The 24889-nt window shown below is 61.1% G+C and carries 17 protein-coding genes and 2 tRNA genes; 8 read left to right on the forward strand and 11 right to left on the reverse strand.

Features of this window, described 5'->3' with window-relative positions; all coding sequences use genetic code 11:
* The first annotated feature begins 20 nt into the window (after positions 1 to 20).
* The 3 genes from MRX98_RS07390 to pyk all read left to right on the forward strand — a co-directional run bounded on the left by MRX98_RS07390 (position 21) and on the right by pyk (position 1728).
* A tRNA-Val gene (locus MRX98_RS07390) sits at positions 21 to 96 on the forward strand.
* A 34-nt stretch (positions 97 to 130) separates the two neighbouring features.
* Positions 131 to 208: transfer RNA gene (locus MRX98_RS07395), tRNA-Asp, on the forward strand.
* Positions 209 to 300: 92 nt separating this feature from the next.
* Entirely contained in the window at positions 301 to 1728 is a 1428-nt protein-coding gene (pyk, locus tag MRX98_RS07400; protein WP_246904631.1) for a pyruvate kinase, read from the forward strand.
* 5 nt (positions 1729 to 1733) lie between these two features.
* Here the strand turns inward: pyk and MRX98_RS07405 are convergent, their stop codons facing one another.
* The 7 genes from MRX98_RS07405 to MRX98_RS07435 form a co-directional block, all read right to left on the reverse strand.
* The gene (locus MRX98_RS07405) at positions 1734 to 3662 is read right to left on the reverse strand and encodes an ASKHA domain-containing protein (protein WP_246904643.1); all 1929 of its coding nucleotides are present in this window, start codon (positions 3660 to 3662) and stop codon (positions 1734 to 1736) included.
* Positions 3663 to 3666: 4 nt separating this feature from the next.
* The gene (locus MRX98_RS07410) at positions 3667 to 4299 is read right to left on the reverse strand and encodes a DUF1638 domain-containing protein (RefSeq protein WP_246904645.1); all 633 of its coding nucleotides are present in this window, start codon (positions 4297 to 4299) and stop codon (positions 3667 to 3669) included.
* Positions 4277 to 5746, reverse strand: coding sequence for a trimethylamine methyltransferase family protein (locus tag MRX98_RS07415; protein WP_246904650.1), 1470 nt, complete (start codon positions 5744 to 5746; stop codon positions 4277 to 4279). Before MRX98_RS07415 ends, MRX98_RS07410 begins: the two co-directional genes overlap by 23 nt.
* 1 nt (position 5747) lies before the next feature.
* Complete coding sequence (locus MRX98_RS07420; RefSeq protein ID WP_246904663.1) at positions 5748 to 7205, reverse strand: trimethylamine methyltransferase family protein; 1458 nt, start codon at positions 7203 to 7205, stop codon at positions 5748 to 5750.
* A 65-nt stretch (positions 7206 to 7270) separates the two neighbouring features.
* Complete coding sequence (locus tag MRX98_RS07425; RefSeq protein WP_246904666.1) at positions 7271 to 7903, reverse strand: corrinoid protein; 633 nt, start codon at positions 7901 to 7903, stop codon at positions 7271 to 7273.
* Between the two features lie 52 nt (positions 7904 to 7955).
* Positions 7956 to 8750, reverse strand: a complete 795-nt coding sequence (locus tag MRX98_RS07430; RefSeq protein WP_246904668.1) for a dihydropteroate synthase — start codon at positions 8748 to 8750, stop codon at positions 7956 to 7958.
* A 378-nt stretch (positions 8751 to 9128) separates the two neighbouring features.
* The gene (locus MRX98_RS07435; protein ID WP_246904671.1) at positions 9129 to 9896 is read right to left on the reverse strand and encodes an SGNH/GDSL hydrolase family protein; all 768 of its coding nucleotides are present in this window, start codon (positions 9894 to 9896) and stop codon (positions 9129 to 9131) included.
* Positions 9897 to 10282: 386 nt separating this feature from the next.
* Between MRX98_RS07435 and MRX98_RS07440 the strand changes: the two genes are divergently transcribed.
* Positions 10283 to 10600, forward strand: coding sequence for a PilZ domain-containing protein (locus MRX98_RS07440; protein ID WP_246904673.1), 318 nt, complete (start codon positions 10283 to 10285; stop codon positions 10598 to 10600).
* A gap of 10 nt (positions 10601 to 10610) precedes the next feature.
* Here MRX98_RS07440 and MRX98_RS07445 read toward each other — a convergent pair whose 3' ends face one another.
* The 4 genes from MRX98_RS07445 to MRX98_RS07460 all read right to left on the reverse strand — a co-directional run bounded on the left by MRX98_RS07445 (position 10611) and on the right by MRX98_RS07460 (position 18156).
* A complete protein-coding gene (locus tag MRX98_RS07445) occupies positions 10611 to 12755 on the reverse strand; it encodes a RelA/SpoT family protein (RefSeq protein ID WP_246904676.1) in 2145 nt (714 codons plus the stop codon).
* A 116-nt stretch (positions 12756 to 12871) separates the two neighbouring features.
* Positions 12872 to 14392 (reverse strand): proline--tRNA ligase, encoded by a 1521-nt coding sequence (gene proS, locus MRX98_RS07450; RefSeq protein WP_246904679.1) that lies wholly within the window; start codon positions 14390 to 14392, stop codon positions 12872 to 12874.
* A 6-nt stretch (positions 14393 to 14398) separates the two neighbouring features.
* On the reverse strand, positions 14399 to 15499 hold the full coding sequence (gene ispG, locus MRX98_RS07455) for a flavodoxin-dependent (E)-4-hydroxy-3-methylbut-2-enyl-diphosphate synthase (protein ID WP_281432250.1): 1101 nt from the start codon (positions 15497 to 15499) through the stop codon (positions 14399 to 14401).
* Positions 15500 to 15666: 167 nt separating this feature from the next.
* Entirely contained in the window at positions 15667 to 18156 is a 2490-nt protein-coding gene (locus MRX98_RS07460) for a vitamin B12-dependent ribonucleotide reductase (protein ID WP_246904682.1), read from the reverse strand.
* 371 nt (positions 18157 to 18527) lie between these two features.
* Here MRX98_RS07460 and MRX98_RS07465 point away from each other — a divergent pair, with 371 nt between their 5' ends.
* The 4 genes from MRX98_RS07465 (at position 18528) to MRX98_RS07480 (ending at position 24885) form a co-directional block, all read left to right on the forward strand.
* A complete protein-coding gene (locus MRX98_RS07465) occupies positions 18528 to 20750 on the forward strand; it encodes a ribonucleoside triphosphate reductase (RefSeq protein ID WP_246904988.1) in 2223 nt (740 codons plus the stop codon).
* A gap of 29 nt (positions 20751 to 20779) precedes the next feature.
* Positions 20780 to 21499 carry an anaerobic ribonucleoside-triphosphate reductase activating protein gene (locus tag MRX98_RS07470; RefSeq protein WP_246904707.1) on the forward strand — a complete coding sequence of 240 codons (720 nt, stop codon included), beginning with the start codon at positions 20780 to 20782 and terminating at the stop codon, positions 21497 to 21499.
* Positions 21500 to 21798: 299 nt separating this feature from the next.
* The gene (locus tag MRX98_RS07475) at positions 21799 to 23715 is read left to right on the forward strand and encodes a propionyl-CoA synthetase (protein ID WP_246904710.1); all 1917 of its coding nucleotides are present in this window, start codon (positions 21799 to 21801) and stop codon (positions 23713 to 23715) included.
* 237 nt (positions 23716 to 23952) lie between these two features.
* On the forward strand, positions 23953 to 24885 hold the full coding sequence (locus tag MRX98_RS07480; protein WP_246904713.1) for a universal stress protein: 933 nt from the start codon (positions 23953 to 23955) through the stop codon (positions 24883 to 24885).
* Positions 24886 to 24889 lie beyond the last annotated feature (4 nt).

Genomic DNA, 24889 nt, shown 5'->3' on the forward strand with positions numbered 1-24889 from the left:
CGACAGGTTCCATGTATTGGGGGCGGGTAGCTCAGTCGGGAGAGCACCGGCCTTACAAGCCGGGGGTCACAGGTTCAAGCCCTGTTCCGCCTACCATGCAGAAAGTCGTTTTTTGGAAAATTCGTTTTGCGGGGGTGTAGTTCAGTTCGGTTAGAACGCCGGCCTGTCACGCCGGAGGTCGCGAGTTCGAGTCTCGTCGCTCCCGCCATTCATATCAGAGGGCTTATGAGGTATCACTCATAAGCCCTTTTTCTTTTCACCGCCGGGCGCCGCGTTCGGCCCATCCGCAAAAGGTAAACCATGGCCCGTAAAACCAAAATCGTCGCTACCATATCCAATTTGAACTGCGAACCGGCCTTCATCACCCGGCTCTACAAAGCGGGAATGGATGTTGTGCGGCTCAACACGGCCCACATGTCTCATGACGATGCCCTGGTGGTGGTCGGGGCGGTGCGCCAAGTGTCCGACAAGATCGGCATCCTGCTGGATACCAAGGGGCCTGAGATCAGGACCTGCGCGGTGGCCCAGCCGTTTACCGTAAAGAGCGGCGACACCATTCGGGTCAAAGGCGCACCCGACGAGATGTCCCGCGAAGGGATGATCTGCGTCTCCTACCCCGATTTCGTTCGCGATGTGCCGGTGGGCAGTTCGATCATGATCGATGACGGCTACATCGCTCTGGCGGTGATGGACAAGGACGACGAGTGGTTGATCTGCACGGTGGAGAACGACGGCACGATCCGGGGACGCAAAAGCATCAATATCCCGGCCGTGCATGTCAAGCTGCCGGCCCTGAGCGAAAAGGACAAGGGTTTCATCCGTTTCGCCGTGGACAACGATCTCGACTTCATCGCCCACTCCTTCGTGCGCAACAAGGAGGATGTGCTGGCCGTGCAACAAATATTGGATGAACGCGGGTCCGCCATCAAAATCATCGCCAAGATCGAAAACTATGAAGGGGTGTCCAATCTGGAGGAGATTCTGGACCATGCCTACGGTGTGATGATCGCCCGTGGCGATTTGGCGGTGGAGGTGCCCACCGAGCAGATTCCGTTGATCCAGAAGCGGATCATTCGCAAATGCATCGAGCGGCGGCGGCCGGTGATCGTGGCGACGCAAATGCTCCATTCCATGATCGAAGCGCCTCGGCCCACCCGGGCCGAGGTGTCCGATGTGGCCAATGCCTGCCTCGATCATGCCGATGCGTTGATGTTGTCGGGAGAAACCGCCAGCGGCCAATATCCAGAGATGGCGGTGCGCACCATGGCCAAGGTGATCGAGGCGGTGGAGGGCAAGGAGGACGGCGGCTACATCAATGTGCCCTACCGCCAAGAGAACCGGATCACGGCCTATTTGGCCAAGGCGGCGGTCAAGGCCGCGCTTCGGCTCAATACCAAGGCCATCGTGGCCGATTCGGTGAGCGGCACCTCCATTCTGGCGCTGGCGGCCTACCGCGGCGGAAATCCCATTTATGCCCAGGTGTACAATGAGCGCGTGATGCGGCAACTGGCCCTTTCCTACGGTGTGTATGCCGATTACCTGCCGATGGACGAAAACTCCACCGAGCCGTTGCACCAATCCATTTGTCGCCTGGTCGCCGAAAAGCGGTTCGCCGCCGACGATCTGATCATTGTGCTGGCCGGCAGTTTCGGCGCCCGTGCCGGTGCATCCTACATCGAGATCGCCACGGCGGGCCTGTTGCAGGACAAGTGCGCGCTGCCGCGCTGAACCGGTCACCACACATTCCGGTCGGGGAAATCCATGGCTGCGATGAAGGCTTCGTAAAAGCCGGGGTGTAACGAGAGCTCCACGTGGTCGGCCAGATCGGCGATGGCATTGGCCCTTTGCCATTGGGCCTTGGAAATCAAGGCCAAGGTTGCGCCGGTGGCCGCGGCGTTGCCCATCGAAACGATTTTGGCCGGGTCCAGGAAAGGGAGCATGCCGATGCGCATGGCGCTGAGGGGGTTGACGTAATTCCCCAGGGCGCCGGCCATGCAGACCCGGTCGATCCGGTCCACCGTGACCCCCATTTCATCCATCAGCAACTGGACCGCGGCGGCCACGGCGCCTTTGGCGAGTTGCAGCTCGCGGATGTCGTTTTGCAGTAGCTTGATGGTGCGGCCGTCGAAACTCTCTTCCGGCGTGGCGACCACAAAATCCATCACCTCGCTGCGGGGCCGGGGCGCCAGTCGGGCAGGCAGGAGTTCGAATTCGGTGTCCCGGCCATGGTGTCCGAGCACCCCCTCTGCGTCCAGCACGCCGTGGTGCAGCAGCACGGCCGCCAGGTCCACCAGGCCGCTGCCGCACAGTCCCTTGGGCTTGATGTTGCCGATCACATTGTACCGCAGTTCACCTTCCAGGCCGCGTACGCTTTCGATGGCGCCCGACTTGGCGATCATGCCGTGCTGGATGCGGGCGCCTTCCAGGGCCGGACCCGCTGCCGCCGAGCAGGTCAACAGCCGGCGGCCGTTGCCGAGAAAAATCTCTCCGTTGGTGCCCAGATCGAGCCCCAGAACCAGTTCCGTTTCCTGGTCGGCGGCGCCCGAGGCGAGGATGAAGCTGATCAAATCGCCGCCGATGTAACCCGATTTGGCGGGCATTACATAGAGCATGGCATCGGGGTGCAGCTCCAATCCCACTTTTTGGGTGGGGAAGGTGACCCCCTCGGTGATCACCGGTGCAAAGGGGGCTTCGGCGATGCCGCTGGGGTCGAGGCCCAGCAGCAGGTGCTGCATGGTGGTGTTGCCGGCGGCGACGGCCACGAAGATGTGGTGGGGTTCGATGCCGCCGGCACGCGCCAGCCGGCGCAGGATGGCGTTCAGATCGTTGAGCAGCAGGCGGCGCAGGCGACGCAGGCCGTTCTTGGTGTCGCGCAGGTATTGAATGCGGCTGATGATGTTGCTGCCGAAGCGGGTCTGGGCGTTGAGGCGGGAGATCACCCCTTTTTCCACGCCCTGATCCAGGTCGATCAACTTGCCGACCAGGGTGGTGGTGCCGATGTCGAAGATCACCCCGTAGCGCCCGTTGGGGCTGCCCACCGGGGACCAGGCCAGCATGCACTCTCTGTGAAGCAACGCTTCGCCGCGAAATTCGGTGGCGCGCAGATCGGCATAGAGGGTGGACAGACAGCCATGGGTGATTTTCAGGTTGTCACGGGACGCGCCCAGCACACTGCGCAGGCGATGAAAATCCGATGCCGCCGTTTGCAGGTCGGGCGGCGGGACCAGAACCGGAATCCGGTCCAGCAACGGATCGAGGGCGATGTCTTGGGTTTGTCCGTGCTTGAGAATCTGGAACAGCTCGGTGGGATCGCGCTGGGTGTCGCTGAACACCACCAGGTCTTTGCGGATCGGTGTGCGGCAGGCCAAGCGGATGCCCTGGTCCAACTCCTCGCTGCTGAGCAACCGTTGTTCCTGGCGGTCGGGTGGGCCGATGGGGGTGATCACCTTGATTTTGCATTTGCCGCAAGTGCCCAGGCCGTTGCACTCCGTATCGAGGTCGAGGGTGGTTTTGCGCAGCGCTTCATAGATGGTGACGCCGTATTTGACGCGGATCCAGAGATCGTCGGGCAGCACATTGAGCCAGAGGCTCTTTTTGGCGCCGGTGGCGGGGGGCGTGCGCAAGGGGCGTTTTTTTTTCTTGATTTTCGGCGGTTTTTTCATACGGTCAGCCGTTTTGGTGTTGTTTCAGAAAAGCGATCAGGTCGTCGTAATCGGCATCCAGCACGAGCAACGGCAAGGACAAAAAATCGGCGATCCACTGTGCCCGCGCCGTTAGATCGGGGTCCCGGGGCTGGCGAATGTAGACGGTTTGTCGGTAGTGTTCGAAGGTCCAGGCGCGAATTTGTGGATCGTCAAGCTCCAGCGGCGTGCGGCACAAAACATCGAAATTGAGGATCACCTCCTTTTCCAGAAAAAAGGTGCCGGGCTGTCGATCCATTAAACGGCGGTAGGCCGTCCGGCCGAGCAAGATTTCGTAGCAGTGGCCGCAGGCAATGCGGTCGATGCCGCGCGGTTGCAGCAGTTGGTCGATATCCGGACAGCACTGCCCGAAAAGACAGCCGGCGGGTTGACGATCCGTGCTGCGGCAGGCGATGCACTGTTGGAGTTGGTCACGCAGTTTGTGCGGCCGCAGGTGCAGATGGGCGGGCAGGTAGATGATGTTGCCGCTTTCATCCGGCCGGTCCACCCCCAAATGCTGCAAGGCGCTGCGAAATACGTCGCAGGCGATCAGGGGATGGTCCGCATCGATGGTGACCGCAAGCGGCCCACGCCGCTCATGTCCGTTGGTTTTCTTCAATTTCAATGTGCCTGATTTCGGGAAATTGCTTATCGATTTGGTTGCGGCAAACAGCGTCCAATCGGTCTCGACGGTTGGCCAGCATGGTCCGGACCTGGTCGCGGCTGCGGGAGACGAGGGTCGGCTCTCCTTCACGGGTCCACAGGTCGTAGGGCATGCGGACGCTGTGCTGCGGGTAGAAGTGTTGCGTCATCATGTGGTTGACGGTGTGGTCCGCCAGCACATAGTTGCCCCCCGGCCCCGTCGCCACGATCTCCTCCACCGCCAGGGTGGCCGGGGTCACATCGATGCCCTGGCGCAGGCGTTGGATCATGCCGATCATTTCGTGATCGATGAGAAACTGTTCGAAGGCGATGGCATTGCCGGAGTCCAGCATGCCGGCCGCCAGATGGATGTAATCGGCCCCGGCTCGGGCCACCAACAGGTAGGAGAGCATCTTTTCGCCGCCGGCTTGGGCGTCGGGCACCTTGGCGTCGGTGAGTCCGGCCGAAGCATAAATGGGCAGCTGATGCCGATGGGCCAGGGCAACGGCCGCACCGTTGAGCATGGCCGTTTCCACCGAGCCGATGGCCAGGTTCATGCGGCGCAGATCCATGGTGGAGGGAACCGCACCATAGAGCACCGGTGCGCCGGGGTGCAGCGCCTGGATGACCGCCACGGCGCCCAATGCTTCGGCGTGCAGTTGGACCAACGTGCCGGCCAGGGTCACCGGGGCGGTGGCGCCGGCCATGGGGGCCGGCGCGCAGGTCAGGGGGACGCCCCGGCCGGCGCAGAAATCGATGATCGCCAGGGTGCCCGCGTCCAGGGTCAATGGACTGATGGGGTTGGTGATCACCGAGACAAAAGGCCGCTGCCGCAGTTTCTCCGCGTCGCCGGCGATGGCGGCCGCCAGGGCGTGCATCTGACGGGCGCCGGATACGGTATCGCAACCGCCCATGACATGCTTGGCCGTGTTGTTGAAAGCCTGGAAAAAATCGTTCAGGTGATAGTGGGCCGCCGGCAGATCGTGGGCCTGGCAGGGGATGATGAAAAATTGCAGGTGCGGCAGCTGGTCCACCAGGCAGGCGGCGCGGGCGATGTCCGCCAGCACGGTGGGTCGCATGCGGCGGGTGGCGGTCTCCAGAATTTGAAACACGCGTCCACCGTTGCCGAAATGCACCCGGCCGCCGCCCAGCACCAAGTCTTTATCCGGGTCACGGCCGCAGAGGGTGATTTGCCGTGGCGCATCGGCCAGTCGCGTTTTCAACCAGTCGTGCGGCATGCGCACCGTTTCGCCGGTGCTGTCCACGGTGGCCCCGCTGTCGGCCAGGCGCCGCCGTACCATCGGGTCGCTGATGCGCAGACCGGTACGCTCGAGGATCTCGCGCCCGGCGGCATCGATGGCCGCGAGCTGTTCCATTGTCAGCAACGGATCGGATATCGGCATGTCTGGGGCGGGAAGCGGCATTTTATCGGGCGGCCTCCAACAGTTGGTTGATTTGTTGCAGCAGTGCGGCCTCCTTTTCCGGTGCCGGGTTGTGCTCGGCAAGGATGCGGCGCACCTTGTCGTTGCTGCGGCGGTAAAGATCGGGGCCACCTGCGGCCTGCCAGGTGTCGTAGCGCGAGCGGTCCAACAGATCCGGCAGGAACAGCGCCGATTCGAAATGGTCGAAGGTGTGGTCGTCGGTTAGAAAGATGCCCTTGGCACCGGCATCCTTGACCCTTTCCAGGGCGTCCAGCGCCAGAGTGGCGGGGTTGACCGGAATGCCGGCGGTAAAGTGGCGTGCCATGCCGATCAGCTCGTCGGCCAGGGTGACCATTTCCAACGAGGAGGTGCTGCCGTACTCCAGATAGCCCACATCGTGGATCAGGTTGCAGCGCGACAACATGGCGGTGGTGATGGAGAACATCGCTTCGGCGCCGGCCTGGGCATCCACGGTTTTGGCATCGGTGGCGCCGGCAAAGGACCAGATGGGCAAACCGTACAGCTCGTCGCGCATGTCCGCCAGGGCCGCCTGGGTCAGGCTCCATTCGGGGCAGCCGTAGGAGACCACCGCCGACTTCATGTCGAGGGCGCTCACATTGGGACCGAACAGAAAGGGGGCGCCGGGTTGCGTAAGCTGATGGATCACCAGGCCGGCCAGGTTTTCGGCAATACCCAGGGCCATGGCGCCGGCCAGGGTGATGGGGGCGCCACCGCCGGCGTTGGAGCCGGAGGGCAGGCAGATGGGGACCTCCTTGCGGGCGCAGAAGATCAGTTTGTCGACCACGTTTTCGGGAAAGCGCAGCGGGCTGATGGCTTCCGAGTAGTTGAGCAGGAACGGCTTGCGGCGCAGGGCTTCCTCGCCACCGGCCACGGCACATGCGATCTGGTGGATCAGTGCCATGTCCTCGAGGCGGTCGGCGATGAAGACCATCGGTTTGTTGGTGTTGCGCACCATTTCGGCAAAGGCCTGCACATAAATGAAGTCCATATTGGGCACATCCCGGGGGTTGCTCATGGACATGGCGAAGCTGAGATTGGGCAAGGCATCCACCAGACGGGCGAAGCGTCCGGTGTCCGCCAGCACGCAGGGGCGGCGCTGGCCGCTTTCCAGGTCGAGGGTGAAGGTGGTGTCCGAACCGGTGCCGAAGTAGAAATGATCGTCCCGCAGGGCCATGGCCCGTTCGCCCATTTGGTTGTAAAGCAGGATCTGGCGCGGTGCGCTGCGCAGGGCCGCTTCTGCCATGTGGGCCGGTATGCGCACCCAGTATTCGTCATAGAGCCGGGCGCCGTTGGCCAGCAGCAAATCGCGGGCGCCGGCGTGGGCCATTTGGACGCCGAATTTTTCCAATATTTCCAAGGCCGCACTGTGGACGGCCAGGGCTTGCCGGCGATCGAAAACCTTGAGCCGGGGCTGGTGCGTGGGCACCGTGGGCAGTTGCATGGGGTCCTCCTGTGGGGGTTTCCGGGTTACGGTTGGATAGAGGCGCCGACGGGTGTCGCAAGATGCTACACATCGAGCAGCCGCTTGGCTTCCGTGACCGCGCTGCCCGCATCGGGGGCGTAGCAATCGGCACCGACACTGGTGGCGTAGTCGGCGGTCACCGGTGCACCACCGATCATGATCTTGACCGTCTCGCGATGACCGGCCGTGGTCAAGGCGGTGATCGTTTCGGCCATGGCCGGCATGGTGGTGGACAGCAGGGCCGACATGCCCACAATCTGTCCGTTTTCCTTGGCCACGGCCTCCACGAAGGCGGCGGGGGATACATCCACACCCAGATCGACGATCCGGAAGCCGGCCCCTTCGAGCATCATGGCCACCAGGTTTTTCCCGATGTCATGCAGGTCCCCCTTGACCGTACCGAGGATGATGGTGCCTTTGGTGGTCATGCCCGCGCCCTGAAAATGGGGTTTGAGCACCTCCACGCACTGCTGCATGGTTTTGGCCGAACGCAACATCTGGGGAACGAACATGGCGCCTTCGGCAAACTTCCGGCCCACCACGTCCATGGCGGCGATCAGACCCTGATCCAGAATCTGCTGGGCATCGGCACCGTCGTCCAATGCTTTTCGGGTCAGCTCGGCCGCTGCCTGCATATCGCCCTTGATCACTGTTTGCGACAATGTTTCGAATGACATGAAACCTCCGTTGCAAGATGGTTTTGAAGGTTGAGCGACGCGTTGCACACCTTTACGCCAGCCATCCCTGTTCATAGGCCTCGATGAACGCCTCGCAGTAGGGGTCTTCGCCCAGCACCATCGCGGTGGTGAGACGGGAGGCCCGCAGTTGTGGGTCGGTGGGGTCGAGAATGGCGGCATCGAGACCGGCGTGCATGGCCAGGGCCAGGAAGCTGCGATTGATCCGTTTGCGTTCCGGCAGGCCGAAAGAAATGTTGGACAGGCCGCAGATGGTGTTCACCGACGGGTGGTTGCCCTTGATGCCGGCGATGGCCTCCAGGGCGGCGCGCCCCATTTGGGTATCCACGGATACCGGCTGAATCAGAGGGTCTACGAAAATATCCCCGACCGGTTTGCCGGCGGCGGTCAGACGGCCGATCAGCTCGTCGGCCGCCGCCATGCGCTCGGCGGCGGTTGTCGGCATGGCGGTTTGTCCCATGCACAGCGCCACCACTTTACAGGGCCGGTCGAGCACCAGGGGCAGCATGGCCTCATAGCGTTCGGGCTCCAGGGAGATGGAGTTGATCATGGGCACTCCCTGGTGAACGGCCATGGCTTTGTCCAGGGCGGCCGGATTGGGGCTGTCGAGGCACAAAGGCTGCCGGGTGACCGCCTGGACCGTTTCCACCAGCCACAACAGATAATCGGTTTCCTTTTCGACGAAAGTGCCGGCATTGACATCGATAAAGGCGGCGCCGGCCTCGGCCTGGGCGCGGGCGACGGCCTGGATGCGCTCCCGATCGCCCGAGCGGACGGCTTCAGCAATGGAGCGACGGCTGGTGTTGATCAGTTCACCCACGACAATCATGACCACCTCCCTTGGTTGCGGGGTTTGGATCGAAGAAGGGTTGCAGCGACACTTAACAGCACGTCGATCGGCGAAAGCCATGGGGCAGCCGGTTGGGAACAAGCGCGGCGGCAGTTGCAAGAGGTCGAGGAAGACCGGCGGCTAAGGAGACACGAACCGTTAAGCCGTCATGATGTTTGTTGTCATCAGCTTACTACACACCTTTGGGGGGCTGTCAACCGGTAGCGGGACAAAAGGGGGACGGACGGGGATGGCGTTGATCCGTGTCCAAGGGGTTGGAAACGGCGAAGGGGGTTGGATTGTCGCACTGACCGATCAGCTGGGTGGCGACCCGGGCGTCGGCCATCACGGCGTCCGCCCGGATCTGATATCAAGGGGCTAATTGCAGCCGCCATCACCGTTGCCGGGATTGAAACCGTCGCAGGAGACACCCTGCTCGATGTCGTTGCGCACCATGGCTTCCCACAACACATCGGCCAGGGTTTCACTGGTGGCCTTGGTGGGATGAATGCCGTCCCAGGTGGTGTAACGGCGGGCATTGTTTTTGTCGAAGTAGGGTCTTACGTCCACATAGATCGCCTTGATCTGCGGGTGCTCCGCCTGAAACCGTTGCATATCGGCGATGGCCCTTTCGGTGGAAACCTCCAGCACCTGCCACAATTGGTCGTTGTCCGTGTAATAGTAGCCCTGCCACACGATGTTTTCGACCCCGTCGGCCACCATCTTGTCTAACATCGTGCGGGTCACCGCCGCCACGTTGTCGATCACTTGATGGCAGGCCCTGCTCAGATTGGTGCCGTAAGAGGTGCTGCAGTCGCGTTGTGCGCCGATCAGCACATCGTTGCCCCCGCCATCGAGAATCACGGTGCGGATGGGGCCTTCGGCGATGGCCTTGTTATACTGTTTGGGGATGGTGTCGACAAGCAAACCACCGGTCATCTGGGCGCCGCTGATGTAGTATTGCCGATAAGTTTCGCCGGACAGTGCTTCCAGGGCCTTGGTTTCTTCTCCCGACAGGGCGAAAATGGAATCGCCCAGCATGACCACGCAATCCTTGGTTTCTTGCTGGGGTTCGCAGCCCGTGGTCAGCGTCAAGGCCAGTACGATCAGGGCCATTGCGGTTAGCAATACATGTTTTCTGCGCATCGATGTCACCTCCTGGTGGCTTTTGAAAATGGGTTGTGAAACAGATGAATGCCCACCCCGCCGGGACCGTGACGGAGGCCCGGGGCGGCAGGATTTTACAGCCGGGTCGAACCTACGCCACAACGGTCGAAACCGGCAAGCAGGGAAGCCCTACATTCCACCTTCGAAAAACCTGAACCGATATCGGAAAAATCGACCGGTGATGCAGTGACGGCGGCCGGTTCCTTTGCGCTTTGTGTTGAAAATATCGATAAAACAGTGGGTTGATCGGATGCTGCGGTGCTGCTCGAACACCTGTGACCATCGCGCGAAGACGGTTGCATTCCGGTCGTTCTTCTGGCACTGTGATCAATAGATGAAAAAGAGGCAAAATCGGGAGGAAGGTGATGGCTATGATCCAGGCGGAGGCGGCCGAGGCCGCCAATCCTTTGGTATTCGGGGAGAGAAGGCTTCACGAAAGAAAACGGTGTGCCTTCACAGTGGGTGTTGCAGGACGCAACATCCATTTTCGGGGCATGTTGCGCGATTTGAGCTTGGGTGGGGCGCTGGTGGAATTGCCGCCGGAAAAGATGCCCAAGGCGGGCCAGGAAGTGGTGTTGACCATTCCGTTCAGGAAAAAAGGAGGGCAGGTGGCATTGCGGGGCACGGTGGCGCGGGTCCGCTACCATGCCGTGGCGATCACCTTTTCCAAGTCGAGCAATTGAATTTCCGGCCTTAACTCACCCGCTCGACATCCAGAACGTTCTTGATCTTGCGTAGACCGGCCAGCACTTGGTCCAACTGCTCGGTGTCCGCCACCGACAGGGTGAAGTAGCTGGACACCATTTTGCTTTCGCCCGTCTGGGTGTTGGCGCTGATGATGTTGGCCCCGGCCTTGTTGATGGTGGCCGCCACATCGGCAAGCAACCCCATGCGGTCCATGGAGCGAATCTTGATTTTGACGGGGAACGATTCCCGGGCGGACAGGTCCCACTCGACTTCGATGAGCCGTTCGGGATTGGTTTTGCGGGCGTTTACGCATCCGGCGCGGTGCACGGTGACCCCGAAGCCCCTTGTGATGTAGCCGACGATGTTGTCGCCGGGTACCGGCTGGCAGCACTTGCCGAAACGCACCATGATGTCGTCCACCCCTTTGACCACCACGCCGCTGCCGAGCTTCTTTTTGCGCACCCGGCCCATCAGTTTGTTGAGCAGGGACTGGTGTTCGCTCTCTTCGTCCGCCTTGGGCATCAATTTGCGCACCAGCTGCAAAGGCGTGATCTTGCCGTAGCCGATGGCGATGATCAGGTCCTCCACCGTTTTGAGGCCGAAGGAGGTCACCGCCTTTTCCATCTCCGGCGATTTGGCGAGGGTGTTGAAATTGAGACGTACCTTGCGGAACGCCTTTTCGCACATCTCCTGACCCAGTGCCAGACTGCGCTCTTTTTCCTGTGTCTTGATCCATTGCCGGATCTTGGAGCGCGCCTTGACCGTTTTGGCAAAGCTGAGCCAGTCCTTGCTGGGGTGGTGGCCTTTCTGCGTGATGACGGCCACGCTTTCGCCGGTCTGCAGCTCGTACTTGAGGGGCACCATGCGGCCGTTGACCTTGGCGCCCACGCACTGGTCCCCCACCTCCGAATGGATGGCATAGGCGAAATCCACCGGCGTGGCGCCTTTGGGCAGGGACTTGATTTCCCCTTTGGGGGTGAAGACATAGACATCATCGGGAAACAGGTCGATGCGGACATTTTCCAGAAATTCGTCCGGATCCTTGATGTTGGCCTGGTTTTCGACAATGTTTTGCACCCAGGCGAACGCCTGGGCGGTTTTGGGATCTTCGGTGCGTCCTTCTTTGTAGCTCCAGTGGGCGGCGATGCCCGATTTGGCCACCTGGTCCATATCCCGGGTGCGGATCTGGATTTCGATGCGTTCGCCATAGGGCCCGATCACCGTGGTGTGCAGTGATTGGTACATGTTGGGCTTGGGCATGGCGATGTAGTCTTTAAACTTCTTGGCGATGGGTTTCCACAGGGCGTGGACAAGACCCAATGCTTCATAGCATTGGGGGATGGTGTCCAGGATGATGCGGAAAGCGATGATGTCGTAGACTTCTTCGAATTCCAGGTGCTGCTGCTCCATTTTCTGGTGAATGCTGTAGAAATTCTTGTAGCGGCCCATCACCTCGCAGGGCAGGTCGTTTTCGTCCATCTTGCGTTGGATGTAAGTCTTGACCGTTTCGATGTACTTTTCCCGCTCTTCCCTGCCTTTGGCCACCATGCTTTCGATATATTGATACTGTTCAGGCAGGATGTATTTGAAAGCGATGTTCTCCAATTCGTTCTTGATCCAAAAGATACCCAGCCGCGCGGCGATGGCGGCATAGATATCCAGCGTCTCGCGGGCGATTTTACGCTGTTTGGCCGGGTTGCTGTGGTACTGCAGGGTGCGCATGTTGTGCATCCGGTCGGCCAGTTTGATCAACACCACCCGGATGTCGTCGGCCATGGCCAGCAGCATCTTGCGGATGTTCTCCGCTTCCCGGGCCTGGTCGCTGCCAAAGGGCAGGGTGCTCAACTTGGTGACGCCCGAGACGATGTGGCGCACCTCGGGACCGAACATGGCTTCGATCTCTTCGGCGGTGGCATGGGTGTCCTCGATCACATCGTGCAACAGGCCCGCCGCTACGCTGACCACATCCAACTTCATGTCGGCCAGGATGCCGGCCACTTCCAACGGGTGGGACAGATAGGGTTCTCCCGAAAGCCGCACCTGCCCGTCGTGCACCTTGGCTGAAAAGACATAGGCGCGGTCGATCAGATCCAGATCGGCATCGGGATTGTAATCGGTGATCTTGTCGATGATATCGTTGATTCGGATCATATCATATCAATGCCGCCGCTTCGTTCATCCATCATAACTGCCATCTCGCTCAGACATAATATAAATCCGAAAACCCAACCCTATCAACTCAACAAACCCAAAAAACCCAATAAACGCTAATAGGCTTTGGCGAACACCACCCGGCGAGGGCTCGGTTGTCCGCAGCAGATGCAGCGGCCATTTTCTTCCTCGGCATCGAAGGGGATGCAGCGGATGGTGACGGTCAAATCTTCCTTGATGCGTGCTTCGCAGTCGCTGCCGCCGCACCAGTGGGCCAGGGCGAAACCGCCGTGAATTTCCGGCTTCTCCTGGTTGCGGGGGGTGAAAAAGGCGTAAAAATCCGCCTTGCTGTCGACAGCGAGGGTGTTGGCCTCCCGAAAGGCCACGGCGCGCGCCAGCATCTGATCCTGCACGGCATCCAACAGTTGTCCCACCTCGGCAATGAATTGGGCCCGGGGCAGGGCGCTTTTCTGTTTGTGGGGCAGATCGCGCCGGCCTACGAAGACCGCATCGTTGGCGATGTCCCGCGGGCCGATCTCCACCCGCAGCGGTACCCCGCGTTTGATCCACTCCCAGTTACGCGCGCCGCCGATTTCCCGGCTGTCCGTTTCCACCCGCAAGGGGCGTCCGCCGTAGGTCACGCGGCGCAACTCGCCGGCCAATGCCTCAGTGTAATCCATCACCTGCTGCCGGTCTTCCGGCTTGTGGGCGATGGGCAGCAACACCACTTGGGCCGGCGCGACGCGGGGGGGCAGCACCAAACCGTCATCATCGCCGTGGGTCATGATGACACCGCCGATCAATCGGGTGGATGCGCCCCAGGAGGTGGTCCAGGCAAAGGCTTCCGCCTCTTCGGCGGTCTGGAAACGGATGTTGGAGGCCTTGGCGAAGTTCTGGCCCAGGAAATGGGAGGTGCCCGCCTGCAATGCTTTGCGATCTTGCATCATGGCTTCGATGCACTGGGTGTCCACGGCGCCCGGGAAGCGTTCGGCGGCGCTTTTGCTGCCTTTGATCACAGGGATGGCCAAGAAGGATTCGGCCAGGCGGGCATAGATGTCGAGCATCAGGGCGGTGCGCGCTTCGGCCTCCTCGGCCGTGGCGTGGGCGGTGTGCCCCTCCTGCCATAGAAATTCGCTGGTGCGCAGGAAGATCCGGGTACGCATCTCCCAGCGCACCACGTTGGCCCATTGATTGATCAGCAGGGGCAGGTCCCGGTAGCTGGCGATCCACTTGGAAAAGGCGTCGCCGATGATGGTTTCCGAGGTGGGACGCACCACCAGCGGTTCGGCCAACGGTCCGCCGGGTACCAAGCGACCATCGGGACCCTTTTCCAGTCGGTGGTGGGTCACCACGGCGCACTCCTTGGCGAACCCCTCCACGTGCTCGGCCTCTTTTTCCAGAAAGCTCAAAGGAATGAACAGCGGAAAGTAGGCGTTCTTGACGCCGGTGGCCTTGAACATGTCGTCCAGCTCGCGCTGGATGTTCTCCCACAGGGCGTATCCCCAGGGTTTGATCACCATGCAGCCGCGCACCGGGGAGCGCTCGGCCATGTCCGAGGCCTTGACCACCTGTTGATACCATTCGGGATAATCCGCCTCCCGGGTGGGGGTGATGGCGGTCTTTATTTTGGAAGCCATTGCCGTTCAGCTCCTTTCATCGGTTGTTGCCGCGCCGTTTTCCTTTTCCCACTGGTCCACTTCCGCCAGCAGCACCGCCACCAGTTGGTCGCGGGGCACTTTGCGGATCACCTTGCCTTTTTTGAATAGAATGCCCACGCCTTCGCCGCCGGCGATGCCGATGTCCGCCTCGCGCGCTTCTCCCGGTCCGTTGACCACGCAGCCCATGATGGCCAGCTTGATGGGAACGGTGCGGGGCAACAGTGCTTTTTCCACCTGGTCCACCACCTCGATCAGGTCGATACCGCAGCGGCCGCAGGTGGGACAGGAGATGATTTCCGGGCCGCGGCGACGGATGTCCAGGGCCTTGAGAATCTCAAAGCCGACGCGCACCTCTTCCACGCAGTCGCGGGTCAAGGAGACCCGCAGGGTGTCACCGATGCCCTCGGCCAGCAGCATGCCGATGCCCATGGCCGATTTGACCACACCGGCATAGAGGGAGCCGGCTTCGGTGATGCCCAGGTGCAGCGGGTGGTCGGTCTGTTGCGCCAGCAGTCGGTAGGCGGCCACCGTTCGCGGCACGTCCGAGGCTTTGATGGATATCTTGATCCGCTCGAAGCCCGCGTCCTCCAGCAGCCGCACATGGCCCATGGCGCTCTCCACCATCGCCGCCGGGGTGGCGCCGCCATGGGTCGCCAGCAGATCCTTTTCCAGGGAACCGCTGTTGACGCCGATGCGGATGGGCAGTTGCCGGTCGCGGGCGCAGGCCACCACCTCATCCACCTTTTTGCGACCACCGATGTTGCCCGGGTTGATGCGCAGTGCGTCGGCGCCGTGCTGTGCGGCGGCGATGGCCAAACGATGGTCGAAGTGGATGTCGGCGATCAAAGGAATGGTGATCCGGGCCTTGATGGCGCCGATGGCCGCCGCCGCGTCCATGTCCGGCACCGCCACCCGCACCAGTTCGCATCCGGACGCCTCCAGGCGGTGGATCTGCGCCACCGTGGCGTCCACGTCCGCCGTGGGCGTGTTGGTCATGGACTGCACCGTGATGGGCGCACCATCCCCCACGGGCACATTGCCCACCTGAATGCGTCGGGTCGCACGGCGTGTGATCTCAATCGGCATGGGGGTGATCTATACTGGAAACCGCCTGTAAATACAAACCCGTTCCACCCGACCGGGCCACCTGAACAACAATGCGACTAGGCAACAGACCCAACCCCATCTAACCGACAGAATTCCTTCACTTAAAACTTTAAACTTAAAACTTTAAACTCCTTATCTATCCTCCATCACCCACACTTAGTGAAACCACAAAAATGGCAGGTCTGGCATCCCTCCTGATATGTGGCGGTCTGGCCGCATTCGGGGCAGGTGTCGCCCAGCAGGCTTTTGCCCGGGTTGCGGGCGGCGGCCCGGTCGCCCTTGAGGTAGCGTCGTTCCAGGACCCGTGCGATGGCGTCGGGGATGGAGAGCACCAGGCCGTCCTCCTGAAAGATGGGGTACTCACCGCCGATGCCCTTGAGCTGCTCCACGATCTGGTGGACTTCCACCCCCGAGCGCAGGGCCAGGGAGACCAGGCGGCCGATGGCTTCGGTCTTGGCGGTGGTGGAGCGGCCCGATTTGCCGATGGTGGCGAACACCTCGAAGGGGCGCTCGTCCAGCTCGGTGACGGTGACGTAGAGGTGGCCGTAGCCGGTGCGGATCTTGGTGGTGAAACCCTCGAGGGTTTCAGGCCGCTGGCGTACGGGAGTCAAGTGGGCGGGCGCCGGACGGTCGGCGGTGGCGCCGGTGGAGAGCACCTGGTGTTCCTTGCTGCCGTCGCGATAGATGGTGACCCCTTTGCAGCCGAGCTGATAGGCCAGGTCGTAGATGCTGCGCACCTCCTCCACTGTTGCCTCCCGGGGCAGGTTGACGGTCTTGGATACGGCGTTGTCGGTGAATTTCTGGAAGGCGGCCTGCATGCGCACATGCCATTCGGGCGATATGTCGTGGGCCGTGACGAACACCTGCTTGACATCGTCGGGGATGCCTTCCACATGCTGGATGGACCCCCGGCGGGCAATGGTTTCCATCAGTTCCCGGGAGTAGAAGCCCCGCTGCCGGGCAACCGCCTCGAACACCGGGTTTACTTCCAGCAGCCGGTCATCATCCATTACGTTGCGCACAAAGCTCAGCGCGAAAAGGGGCTCGATGCCGCTGGAGCAGTTGGCGATGATGCTCAGGGTGCCGGTGGGCGCGATGGTGGTCAGCGTGGCGTTGCGCTGGGCCGGTTGCTCCATATCGGCATATATGCTGCGGTGGTGGTTGGCGAACGGACCGCGTTGGGACGCCAACGCGCGGGAAGCGGCCACCGCTTCGGTCTGGATGAAGCTCATCACCGCTGCCGCCGTTTCCAGCGCCGCTTCGGAGTTGTAGGGGATACCCAGCTTGAACAGCAGGTCGGCGAACCCCATCACCCCCAGCCCCACCTTGCGGTTGCCCTTGACCATGGCGTCGATTTCAGCCAGGGGATAACGGGACATGTCGATGGTGTTGTCGAGAAAGTGGACCGCGTCGTGGACGATGCGCCCCAGCTTGTCGTAGTCGACGGTCGCCTTCTCCGCAGTGACGGTCACGCAGCGCGCCAGGTTGATGGATCCCAGGTTGCACGCCTCCATGGGCAGCAGCGGCTGTTCGCCGCAAGGATTGGTGCTTTCCACTTCGCCCAGGGCGGGTGTGGGGTTGTCCCGATTGATGCGGTCGAGGAACAGGATGCCCGGATCGCCGTTTTTCCAGGCCTGGCGCACCAGGGCGTTGTAAACTTCGGTCGCGTTGAGCGTGGCGGTTCTTGTACCGGTGGCCGGGTCGATCAGATCGTACATCTCCCCCCGGGCGGCGGCCGCCATGAAGGCGTCGGTCACCCCCACCGAGATGTTGAAGTTGTTCAGGTCGCCGTTGTTCTGTTTGCAGAAGATGAACTCGAGAATATCGGGGTGATCGACCCGCAAAACGGCCATGTTGGCGCCGCGACGGGTGCCGCCCTGCTTGACCTGTTCGGTGGCGGTGTTGAAGATTTTCATGAACGACACCGGTCCCGAAGCGACGCCGCCGGTGGTGCCCACCATGGCGTTTTTGGGCCGCAGGCGCGAGAACGAGAAACCGGTGCCCCCGCCCGATTTGTGGATGATGGCGGCGTTTTTCAAGGTTTCGAAAATGGCGTCCATGCTGTCTTCCACGGGCAGCACGAAACAGGCTGCCAATTGCCCCAGGCGCCGGCCGGCATTCATCAGGGTGGGTGAGTTGGGCAGAAACACCAGGTCGGTCATCAGCTTGAGGAAGGTTTCGGCCGTGGCCTGCACATTGGCCCGGGGGTCGTAGTTGCGCTCGGCGTCGGCGATGTGGCGGGCCACCCGCTCAAACATCTGCAACGGTCTTTCCAGCAAACGGCCTTCGGTGTCTTTGCGCAGGTAGCGCCGTTCCAGCACCGTGCGGGCGTTGGGTGTCAGGTCCAACCCGTTGGGCACGAACAGGGATTTGTCCAGGGCCAGCCGGATCGGCCGGGTCACGCCGCGCTCTTCCAGGACGGCCTTGAGCACGGTGTCCAGGACGGCGGGCGTGATGCAGTTCACTTTCAGTGCATCAACGGCCTCGCGCACCAGGCGGCTGATCACCAGGGCCTGCTCCGGTGTCATGGGGTGTTGTTGCATCAGCAACGCGGCAAAGCGCTGGTCATCCAATTGGTAAACGGCCAGATCGACCGCTCCTTCCTTGGTCTCTATGATTTTGGCTTTCTGTTCCACCGGCAACGCTCCTTGTCGGCCATCGAAAGAATAGAACAAACACCGCACCGTGGGGGCTCGCAAGGGCCCCGGCCCGGCAATCGATGAACAATTAACGACGCAATGCTCACTCTATCGCCCACAATATATGGTATGTCAAGACCTGTTTTGATCAACATCTTGCAATTTTTCATTGACAGTTCCGCGGCCGCTGATGTAACAAACAGGTCAATGATCGCCGCCCCGAAATGGCTTCGGACCGGGGCCCGAACCCGGTCCGAAGCCATTGCCGCTTTGTCGCACCCCGCCGTTCACAGGCCTTTGGCACAGCGGTCCGAAGCTGCAGTTGTTCCATTCCACGGTTGACCCCTTACCCCGCAAAGGAGTGCATGGTGTTCGAGGAAATCAAAAAGCGCGATGGCCGTATTGTTGAGTTCGATTCCACCAAAATCACCACCGCTCTGGTCAAGGCCGGCCAGGCCACCCGGGAGTTCGGCGAACGCGAGGCGCGCAAGCTCACCCTGCGGGTGCTGACCCTGGCCCATGAAATGCGCCTGGGGCCCATGCCCGAGGTGGAGGAGATCCAGGATATCGTGGAACATGTACTGATCGACTCCCCCTATCATGCCACCGCCAAGGCCTACATCCTCTACCGCGAGCAGCATGCCCAGATCCGCAGCATCGCCACCAAGGCCAACGTGGATCTGGTGGACCACTACATCCAGCGCCTCGATTGGAAGATCAAAGAGAACAGCAACATGTGTTACTCTTTGCAGGGGCTCAACAACTACATCTCTTCGGATGTGACGTCCGAATATTGGCTCAACAAGATCTACCCACCGGCCATCCGCCGGGCCCACAAGGCGGGGGATCTGCATATCCATGACCTGAGCCTGCTGTCGGTCTATTGCGTGGGATGGGACCTGCGGGATTTGCTCAAGAACGGCTTCAAGGGGGTCGAGGGCAAGGTGGAGAGCGCACCGCCGAAACACCTGCGTTCGGCCCTCGGGCAGATCGTCAATTTTTTCTACACCCTGCAGGGGGAGGCGGCCGGCGCCCAGGCGCTGTCCAATTTCGACACCCTGCTGGCTCCCTTCGTGCGCTATGACAACTTGACCTATGACAAAATCAAGCAGGCCATGCAGGAGTTCATCTTCAACATCAACATCCCCACGCGGGTCGGTTTTCAGACGCCGTTCACCAATATCACCATGGATTTGTGCGTGCCGTCCATTCTCAAAGACCACCCGGTGATCGTGGGCGGCGTCGAGCAGGAGGCCACTTATGCCGAATTCCAACCGGAGATGGATCTGCTCAACAGGGCCTTCGCCGAGGTGATGATGGCCGGGGACGCCAAGGGGCGGGTGTTCACCTTTCCCATCCCCACCTATAACATCACCCCCGATTTCGACTGGGACAACCCCAACCTCGACCTGGTTTGGCAGATGACCGCCAAGTACGGCATTCCCTACTTCTCCAATTTCGTCAACTCCGACATGTCCCCCGAGGACGCTCGCTCCATGTGCTGCCGCTTGCGTCTGGACAATCGGGAACTGCTCAAACGCGGCGGCGGGCTGTTCGGTGCCAATCCCCTGACCGGCTCCATCGGCGTGGTGACCCTCAACCTGCCGCGCATCGGTTTCGAGGCCGAGGGCGAGAAGGATTTCTTCCGGATCCTGGAGAACCGTGTTCAGCTGGCGGTGGAGAGTCTGGTGATCAAACGCAAGGTCTTGGAGAAGTTCACCGAGCGCAACCTCTATCCCTACTCCCGTTTCTACCTGCGGGAGATCAAACAGGGCAGCGACCTGTACTGGAAAAACCACTTTTCCACCATCGGCATCATCGGCATGAACGAAGCGTGTCTCAATTTCATCGGCAAGGACATCGGCACCATGGAGGGGCAAGCCTTCGCCCTTAAAGTGATGGACGCCCTGCGCGACATGCTTTCGCGTCATCAGGACGCCACCGGCGACATTTTCAATCTGGAGGCCACGCCGGCCGAAGGGACTTCCTACCGCTTGGCCATGCTGGACAAACGCAACCATCCGGAGCTCATCTGTTCCAATGAGGCGGAGTTCCAAAAAGGGGCGGCGCCTTACTACACCAACTCCACCCAGCTGCCGGTGAACTATACGGACGATCTTTTCCAGACGTTGCAACTGCAAGACCGCCTGCAGGCCAAATACACCGGGGGAACGGTGCTGCATGTGTTTCTGGGTGAACAGTTGAGCGACATCGAGGCCGTCAAGGCCCTGGTGCGCAAAATCGCAGGCAACTACCGGCTGCCTTACTTCACCCTCACCCCGACCTTCAGTATCTGCCCGTCCCACGGCTACCTGCGCGGTGAGCAGCCGCGTTGCGCCCACTGCAACCAGGAGACCGAGGTGTATTCCCGGGTGGTCGGCTATCTGCGACCCGTCAAACAGTGGAACGACGGAAAACAGGCCGAGTACGCCCTGCGCAAAACCTTTCGTGTGGGCTCCATCGATCCGGACTGGTCGGCCGTTCCGGCGGCACGCAGCCAAAAGCAGGGACGGCGCACGACGGCCGGTGCGGTCGACGCAACCGCCACGCCGGTGCCCATGGCGGCCCGGGCCGATTCGGCCGGCCGCTGAGCAGCGGCAAGGAAAGGTGCCGGGATCCCATGTGTGTTCAAGTGCGGGATGGGCAGCCGCTGCTGGCGGGATTGCAGAAAAATACGCTGATCGATTTTCCGGGTCGGGTCGGTTGCGTGGTCTTTTTCACCGGCTGCAATTTTGCCTGCCCCTATTGCCACAATCCGGAATTGGCGCGGGGCGCATGGCCCCAACGGATTACGCTCCGTGAACTGATCGATTTTCTGCAACCCCGCCGGCATTTGATCGACGGTGTGGTCATATCCGGCGGTGAACCCACTTTGCACCCAGCTTTGCCTGAGCTGTGTCGGGCCATTCGTCGGATCGGTCAGGCCGTCAAGCTGGACACCAACGGCAGTCGTCCGGCCGTAGTGGAAAAGTTGCTGCAAGACCGACTGGTCGATTATGTGGCCATGGATATCAAGACCGCGCCGGATCATTATGCGTCACCTTGGGCGGCGCCGGGCGCCGGCGCGGCGGTGGTCGAGAGTATGCGCCTGTTGATGCGCGGCACCATCCCCTATGAGTTTCGCACCACATGTGTGCGCCCCTTCGTGGATACCCCCACGGTGGCCGCTATTGCCGGCGCCGTCAAAGGCGCGCGCCGCTACACCCTCCAAACCTTTCGCACCGTCGATCTGTTGCACCCCGGCTTCTTCGACGGCGCCGATCCCGGTTTCAGCCCGTCGGAAATGGCCGAACTGCAGCGTGTCGTCGCCCCCTTCGTGGGTGAGTGCCTGGTGCGCTGATCCGGACCGTTTCGGTAGCTCGGCCCAGCCAGCAACCCATTCTTGACAGATGGGGAAACCAGGGATTATGATCTGAAGTGTTCATCAGATAATAAATCCTGTTCTCTTCGCTGTCGCTCGCACGGACCGACCTATCCTCTGTTTCGCTTTGCACGGGCCGACCGGCCGTTTTCCGGAACCTTGGCCGAGGCGCCGCCGATTTGGATCGACACAGGACCGACCGGGTTGCAATGGCGGGCGCGCCGCGATCCTTGCATACCAATTGCACCTGCCCGACAACCGTTTGAAAGGAGGTCCACATGACCAACCCGCACGAAGCCGCCTTTATTCAGTCGATCAAGGATCCGGCCGGATTCTGGGCGGAAGCCGCTCAAGAGATCGAGTGGGTTCGCCCATGGGATACGGTGCTGGACGACAGCCGCCCGCCTTTTTACCGCTGGTTCGCGGGAGGGCGCTTGAACACATGCTACAATGCGCTGGATCGTCATGTGGCGGCGGGTCGCGGGGATCAACCGGCCTTGATTTACGACAGTCCGGTGACCGATACGGTCAAAACCTACACATATCGTCAGTTGCGCGACGAGGTGGCGCTTTTTGCCGGCGTTCTGCAATCCCGGGGTGTGGTCAAGGGCGATCGGGTCATTGTTTATATGCCCATGATTCCCGAGGCGGCGATCGCCATGCTGGCATGTGCCCGGATCGGAGCGGTGCACTCGGTGGTCTTCGGCGGTTTCGCCGCCAAGGAGTTGGCCACGCGCATCGATGATGCCAAACCCAAGGTGATCGTGTCGGCCTCCTGCGGCATCGAAGTGCAGCGGGTGATTCCTTATAAGCCGCTGTTGGACGGTGCCATCGAAATGGCCGCAGCGAAACCGGAGTGCTGTATCGTCCTGCAGCGTTCAATGCAGCCGTGCGACCTGAGCGCCGGACGTGATTTCGATTGGAACGAAGTCATGGCCCGGGCCCGGCCGGTCGACTGCGTACCGGTGGCGGCCACCGATCCGCTCTACATTCTGTACACTTCAGGAACCACGGGGCAACCCAAGGGGGTCGTACGGGACAACGGCGGCCATGCCGTGGCGCTCCATTGGTCCATGAAAGCCGTTTACAATCTGGATGCCGGGGAAGTGTTCTGGGCCGCTTCGGACGTGGGGTGGGTGGTGGGCCACTCCTATATCGTTTATGGCCCCCTGCTCAAGGGCTGCACGACGATCCTGTTCGAAGGCAAGCCGGTGGGGACGCCCGATGCCGGTGTTTTCTGGCGGGTCATCGCCCAGCACAAAGTGTGCACCATGTTCACCGCACCGACCGCCTTCCGGGCCATCAAACGGGAGGACCCGGAAGGCGTATTGATCCGCCAATACGATCTCTCCCATTTCCGGGCGCTGTTTTTGGCCGGTGAGCGCCTGGATCCCGACACTCTCAAGTGGGCGCGCCAAAAGTTGCAAGTGCCGGTGATCGATCACTGGTGGCAAACCGAAACCGGCTGGGCCATTTGCGCCAATTGCCTTGGGCTGCACCACTATCCGGTCAAAGAAGGGTCGCCCACGAAAGCGGTGCCCGGATGGCATTTACAGGTGCTGGATCCCATCGCAAAAACCCCTGTGCCGGCGGGTGAGATCGGTGCCTTGGTGGTTCAGTTGCCGTTGCCGCCCGGCAGCTTGCCGACCTTGTGGAACAACGACCAGCGCTACATAGATGCTTACCTGGAGGAGTTTCCCGGGTACTATAAAACCGCCGATGCCGGTTTTATCGACGACGAAGGCTATGTGTTCGTCATGTCCCGTACCGACGACATCATCAACGTTGCCGGTCATCGGCTCTCCACGGGCGCCATGGAGGAGGTGCTGTCCGATCATCCCTCCGTGGCCGAATGTGCGGTACTGGGGGTCGACGACCCCCTCAAAGGGCAAGTGCCGGTTGGGTTTTTGGTGCTCAAGGCCGGTGTGCGCCAATCCGAGGAGCAGATCGTGGCGGAGGTGATTCAGATGGTGCGGGAGCGGATCGGTCCGGTGGCGGCCTTCAAGGTGGCCACGGTGGTCAAACGGCTGCCCAAAACCCGCTCGGGCAAAATCCTGCGCGGCACCATCCAGAAAATTGCAGACAATCAGGCGTACAACGTGCCGCCCACCATCGATGACCCCATGATTTTGGAAGAGATCGAAACGGCCCTGAAGACCATCGGCCTGGCCGGCGCCCGGTCCGGTCGGAAATGAGTCCGGTGCTTTACAGTATGTAAACAAACCCTACACGTTTTGGGTTTGCCGCCCCGGATCCGCGGGATGCGGGACAAAGGGCCGCCGCCACGGAATCGATGACGAACAAAGGGATGCGCGACCGATATTCATCTGATGCGGCATGGCATGCTTTCTGCTGAATGTATTGGATGAAGGGTCGGGACCGGTCTTCGTCAGGTTGGGCGACGGAACAATTCAGACAAAGGAAGGGGCTTTATGAACAGACGATTGCTGATTGCCGTGGACGGTTCCCTGCATGCCAATCAAGGGCTGATGTATGCAGCGGATTTGTTGGCAGGCCGGGAAGACATCAGTTGTACGCTGATTCACATTCAACCGGTGGTTTCGCAATATTTCATCGACGAGGCCAAAAGCGATCCGCAAATTCAAGAGACCCTCAAGCGGGTCCAGGAGCACAACCGGCGCCAGTCGGAAGAGATTCTGCAAAAGAGCAAGCAGATCCTGGTGGATCGCGGCGTCGCGCCGGCGGTGATCGAGACGGTGGGCAAGGCCCGTTCCATGGGGCTGGCCAAGGACATTTTGGAATACGCCCACACCCACTTGTACGATGCCATCGTCGCCGGTCGACGGGGCTTGGCCCGGGTGCAGAAGATTTTCATGGGCAGCGTCAGTTCAAAATTGGCGGAATACAGCGGCGGCATTCCGTTGTGGGTGGTGGACGGCGATATCCGTCCCGCCAAGTTTCTGGTGGCCGTCGACATCACCGCCCCGTGGCGCCATATTCTCGACCATTTGGCGGTGATGTGCGCGGGCTTGCCGGAGCTGAAGCTGACCTTTTTCCACGTGATGCAGAACGGCGCCGTCGAGACCGATGAAACCTTTGCCATTCCGGGCGTAAAGGAGATCGGCGAGTTGATGGCGCGTAACGAAAAGCAGGTGCTGGACCGTTTTTGGGAAGAGGCCACCCGGGAGTTGACGGCCGCCGGCTTCAAGCGCCACCAGCTGGAAATGCTGGCCCCGGGCCGCAGTGGAAAAATCGGCCGCATGATCAGCGACTACGCCACCGCCAACAATTACGATACGGTGGTCATCGGGCGTCGCGGCGGGGATCAGGCCTACTATTTCGGCAGCGTGTCGCGCTACGTGGTGGAACGCCTTTCCGGCTGCGCGGTCTGGGTGCTGGGATAGGTGG

The sequence above is a fragment of the Desulfatitalea alkaliphila genome, from assembly GCF_022968795.1.
Lineage (GTDB): Bacteria > Desulfobacterota > Desulfobacteria > Desulfobacterales > Desulfosarcinaceae > Desulfatitalea > Desulfatitalea alkaliphila.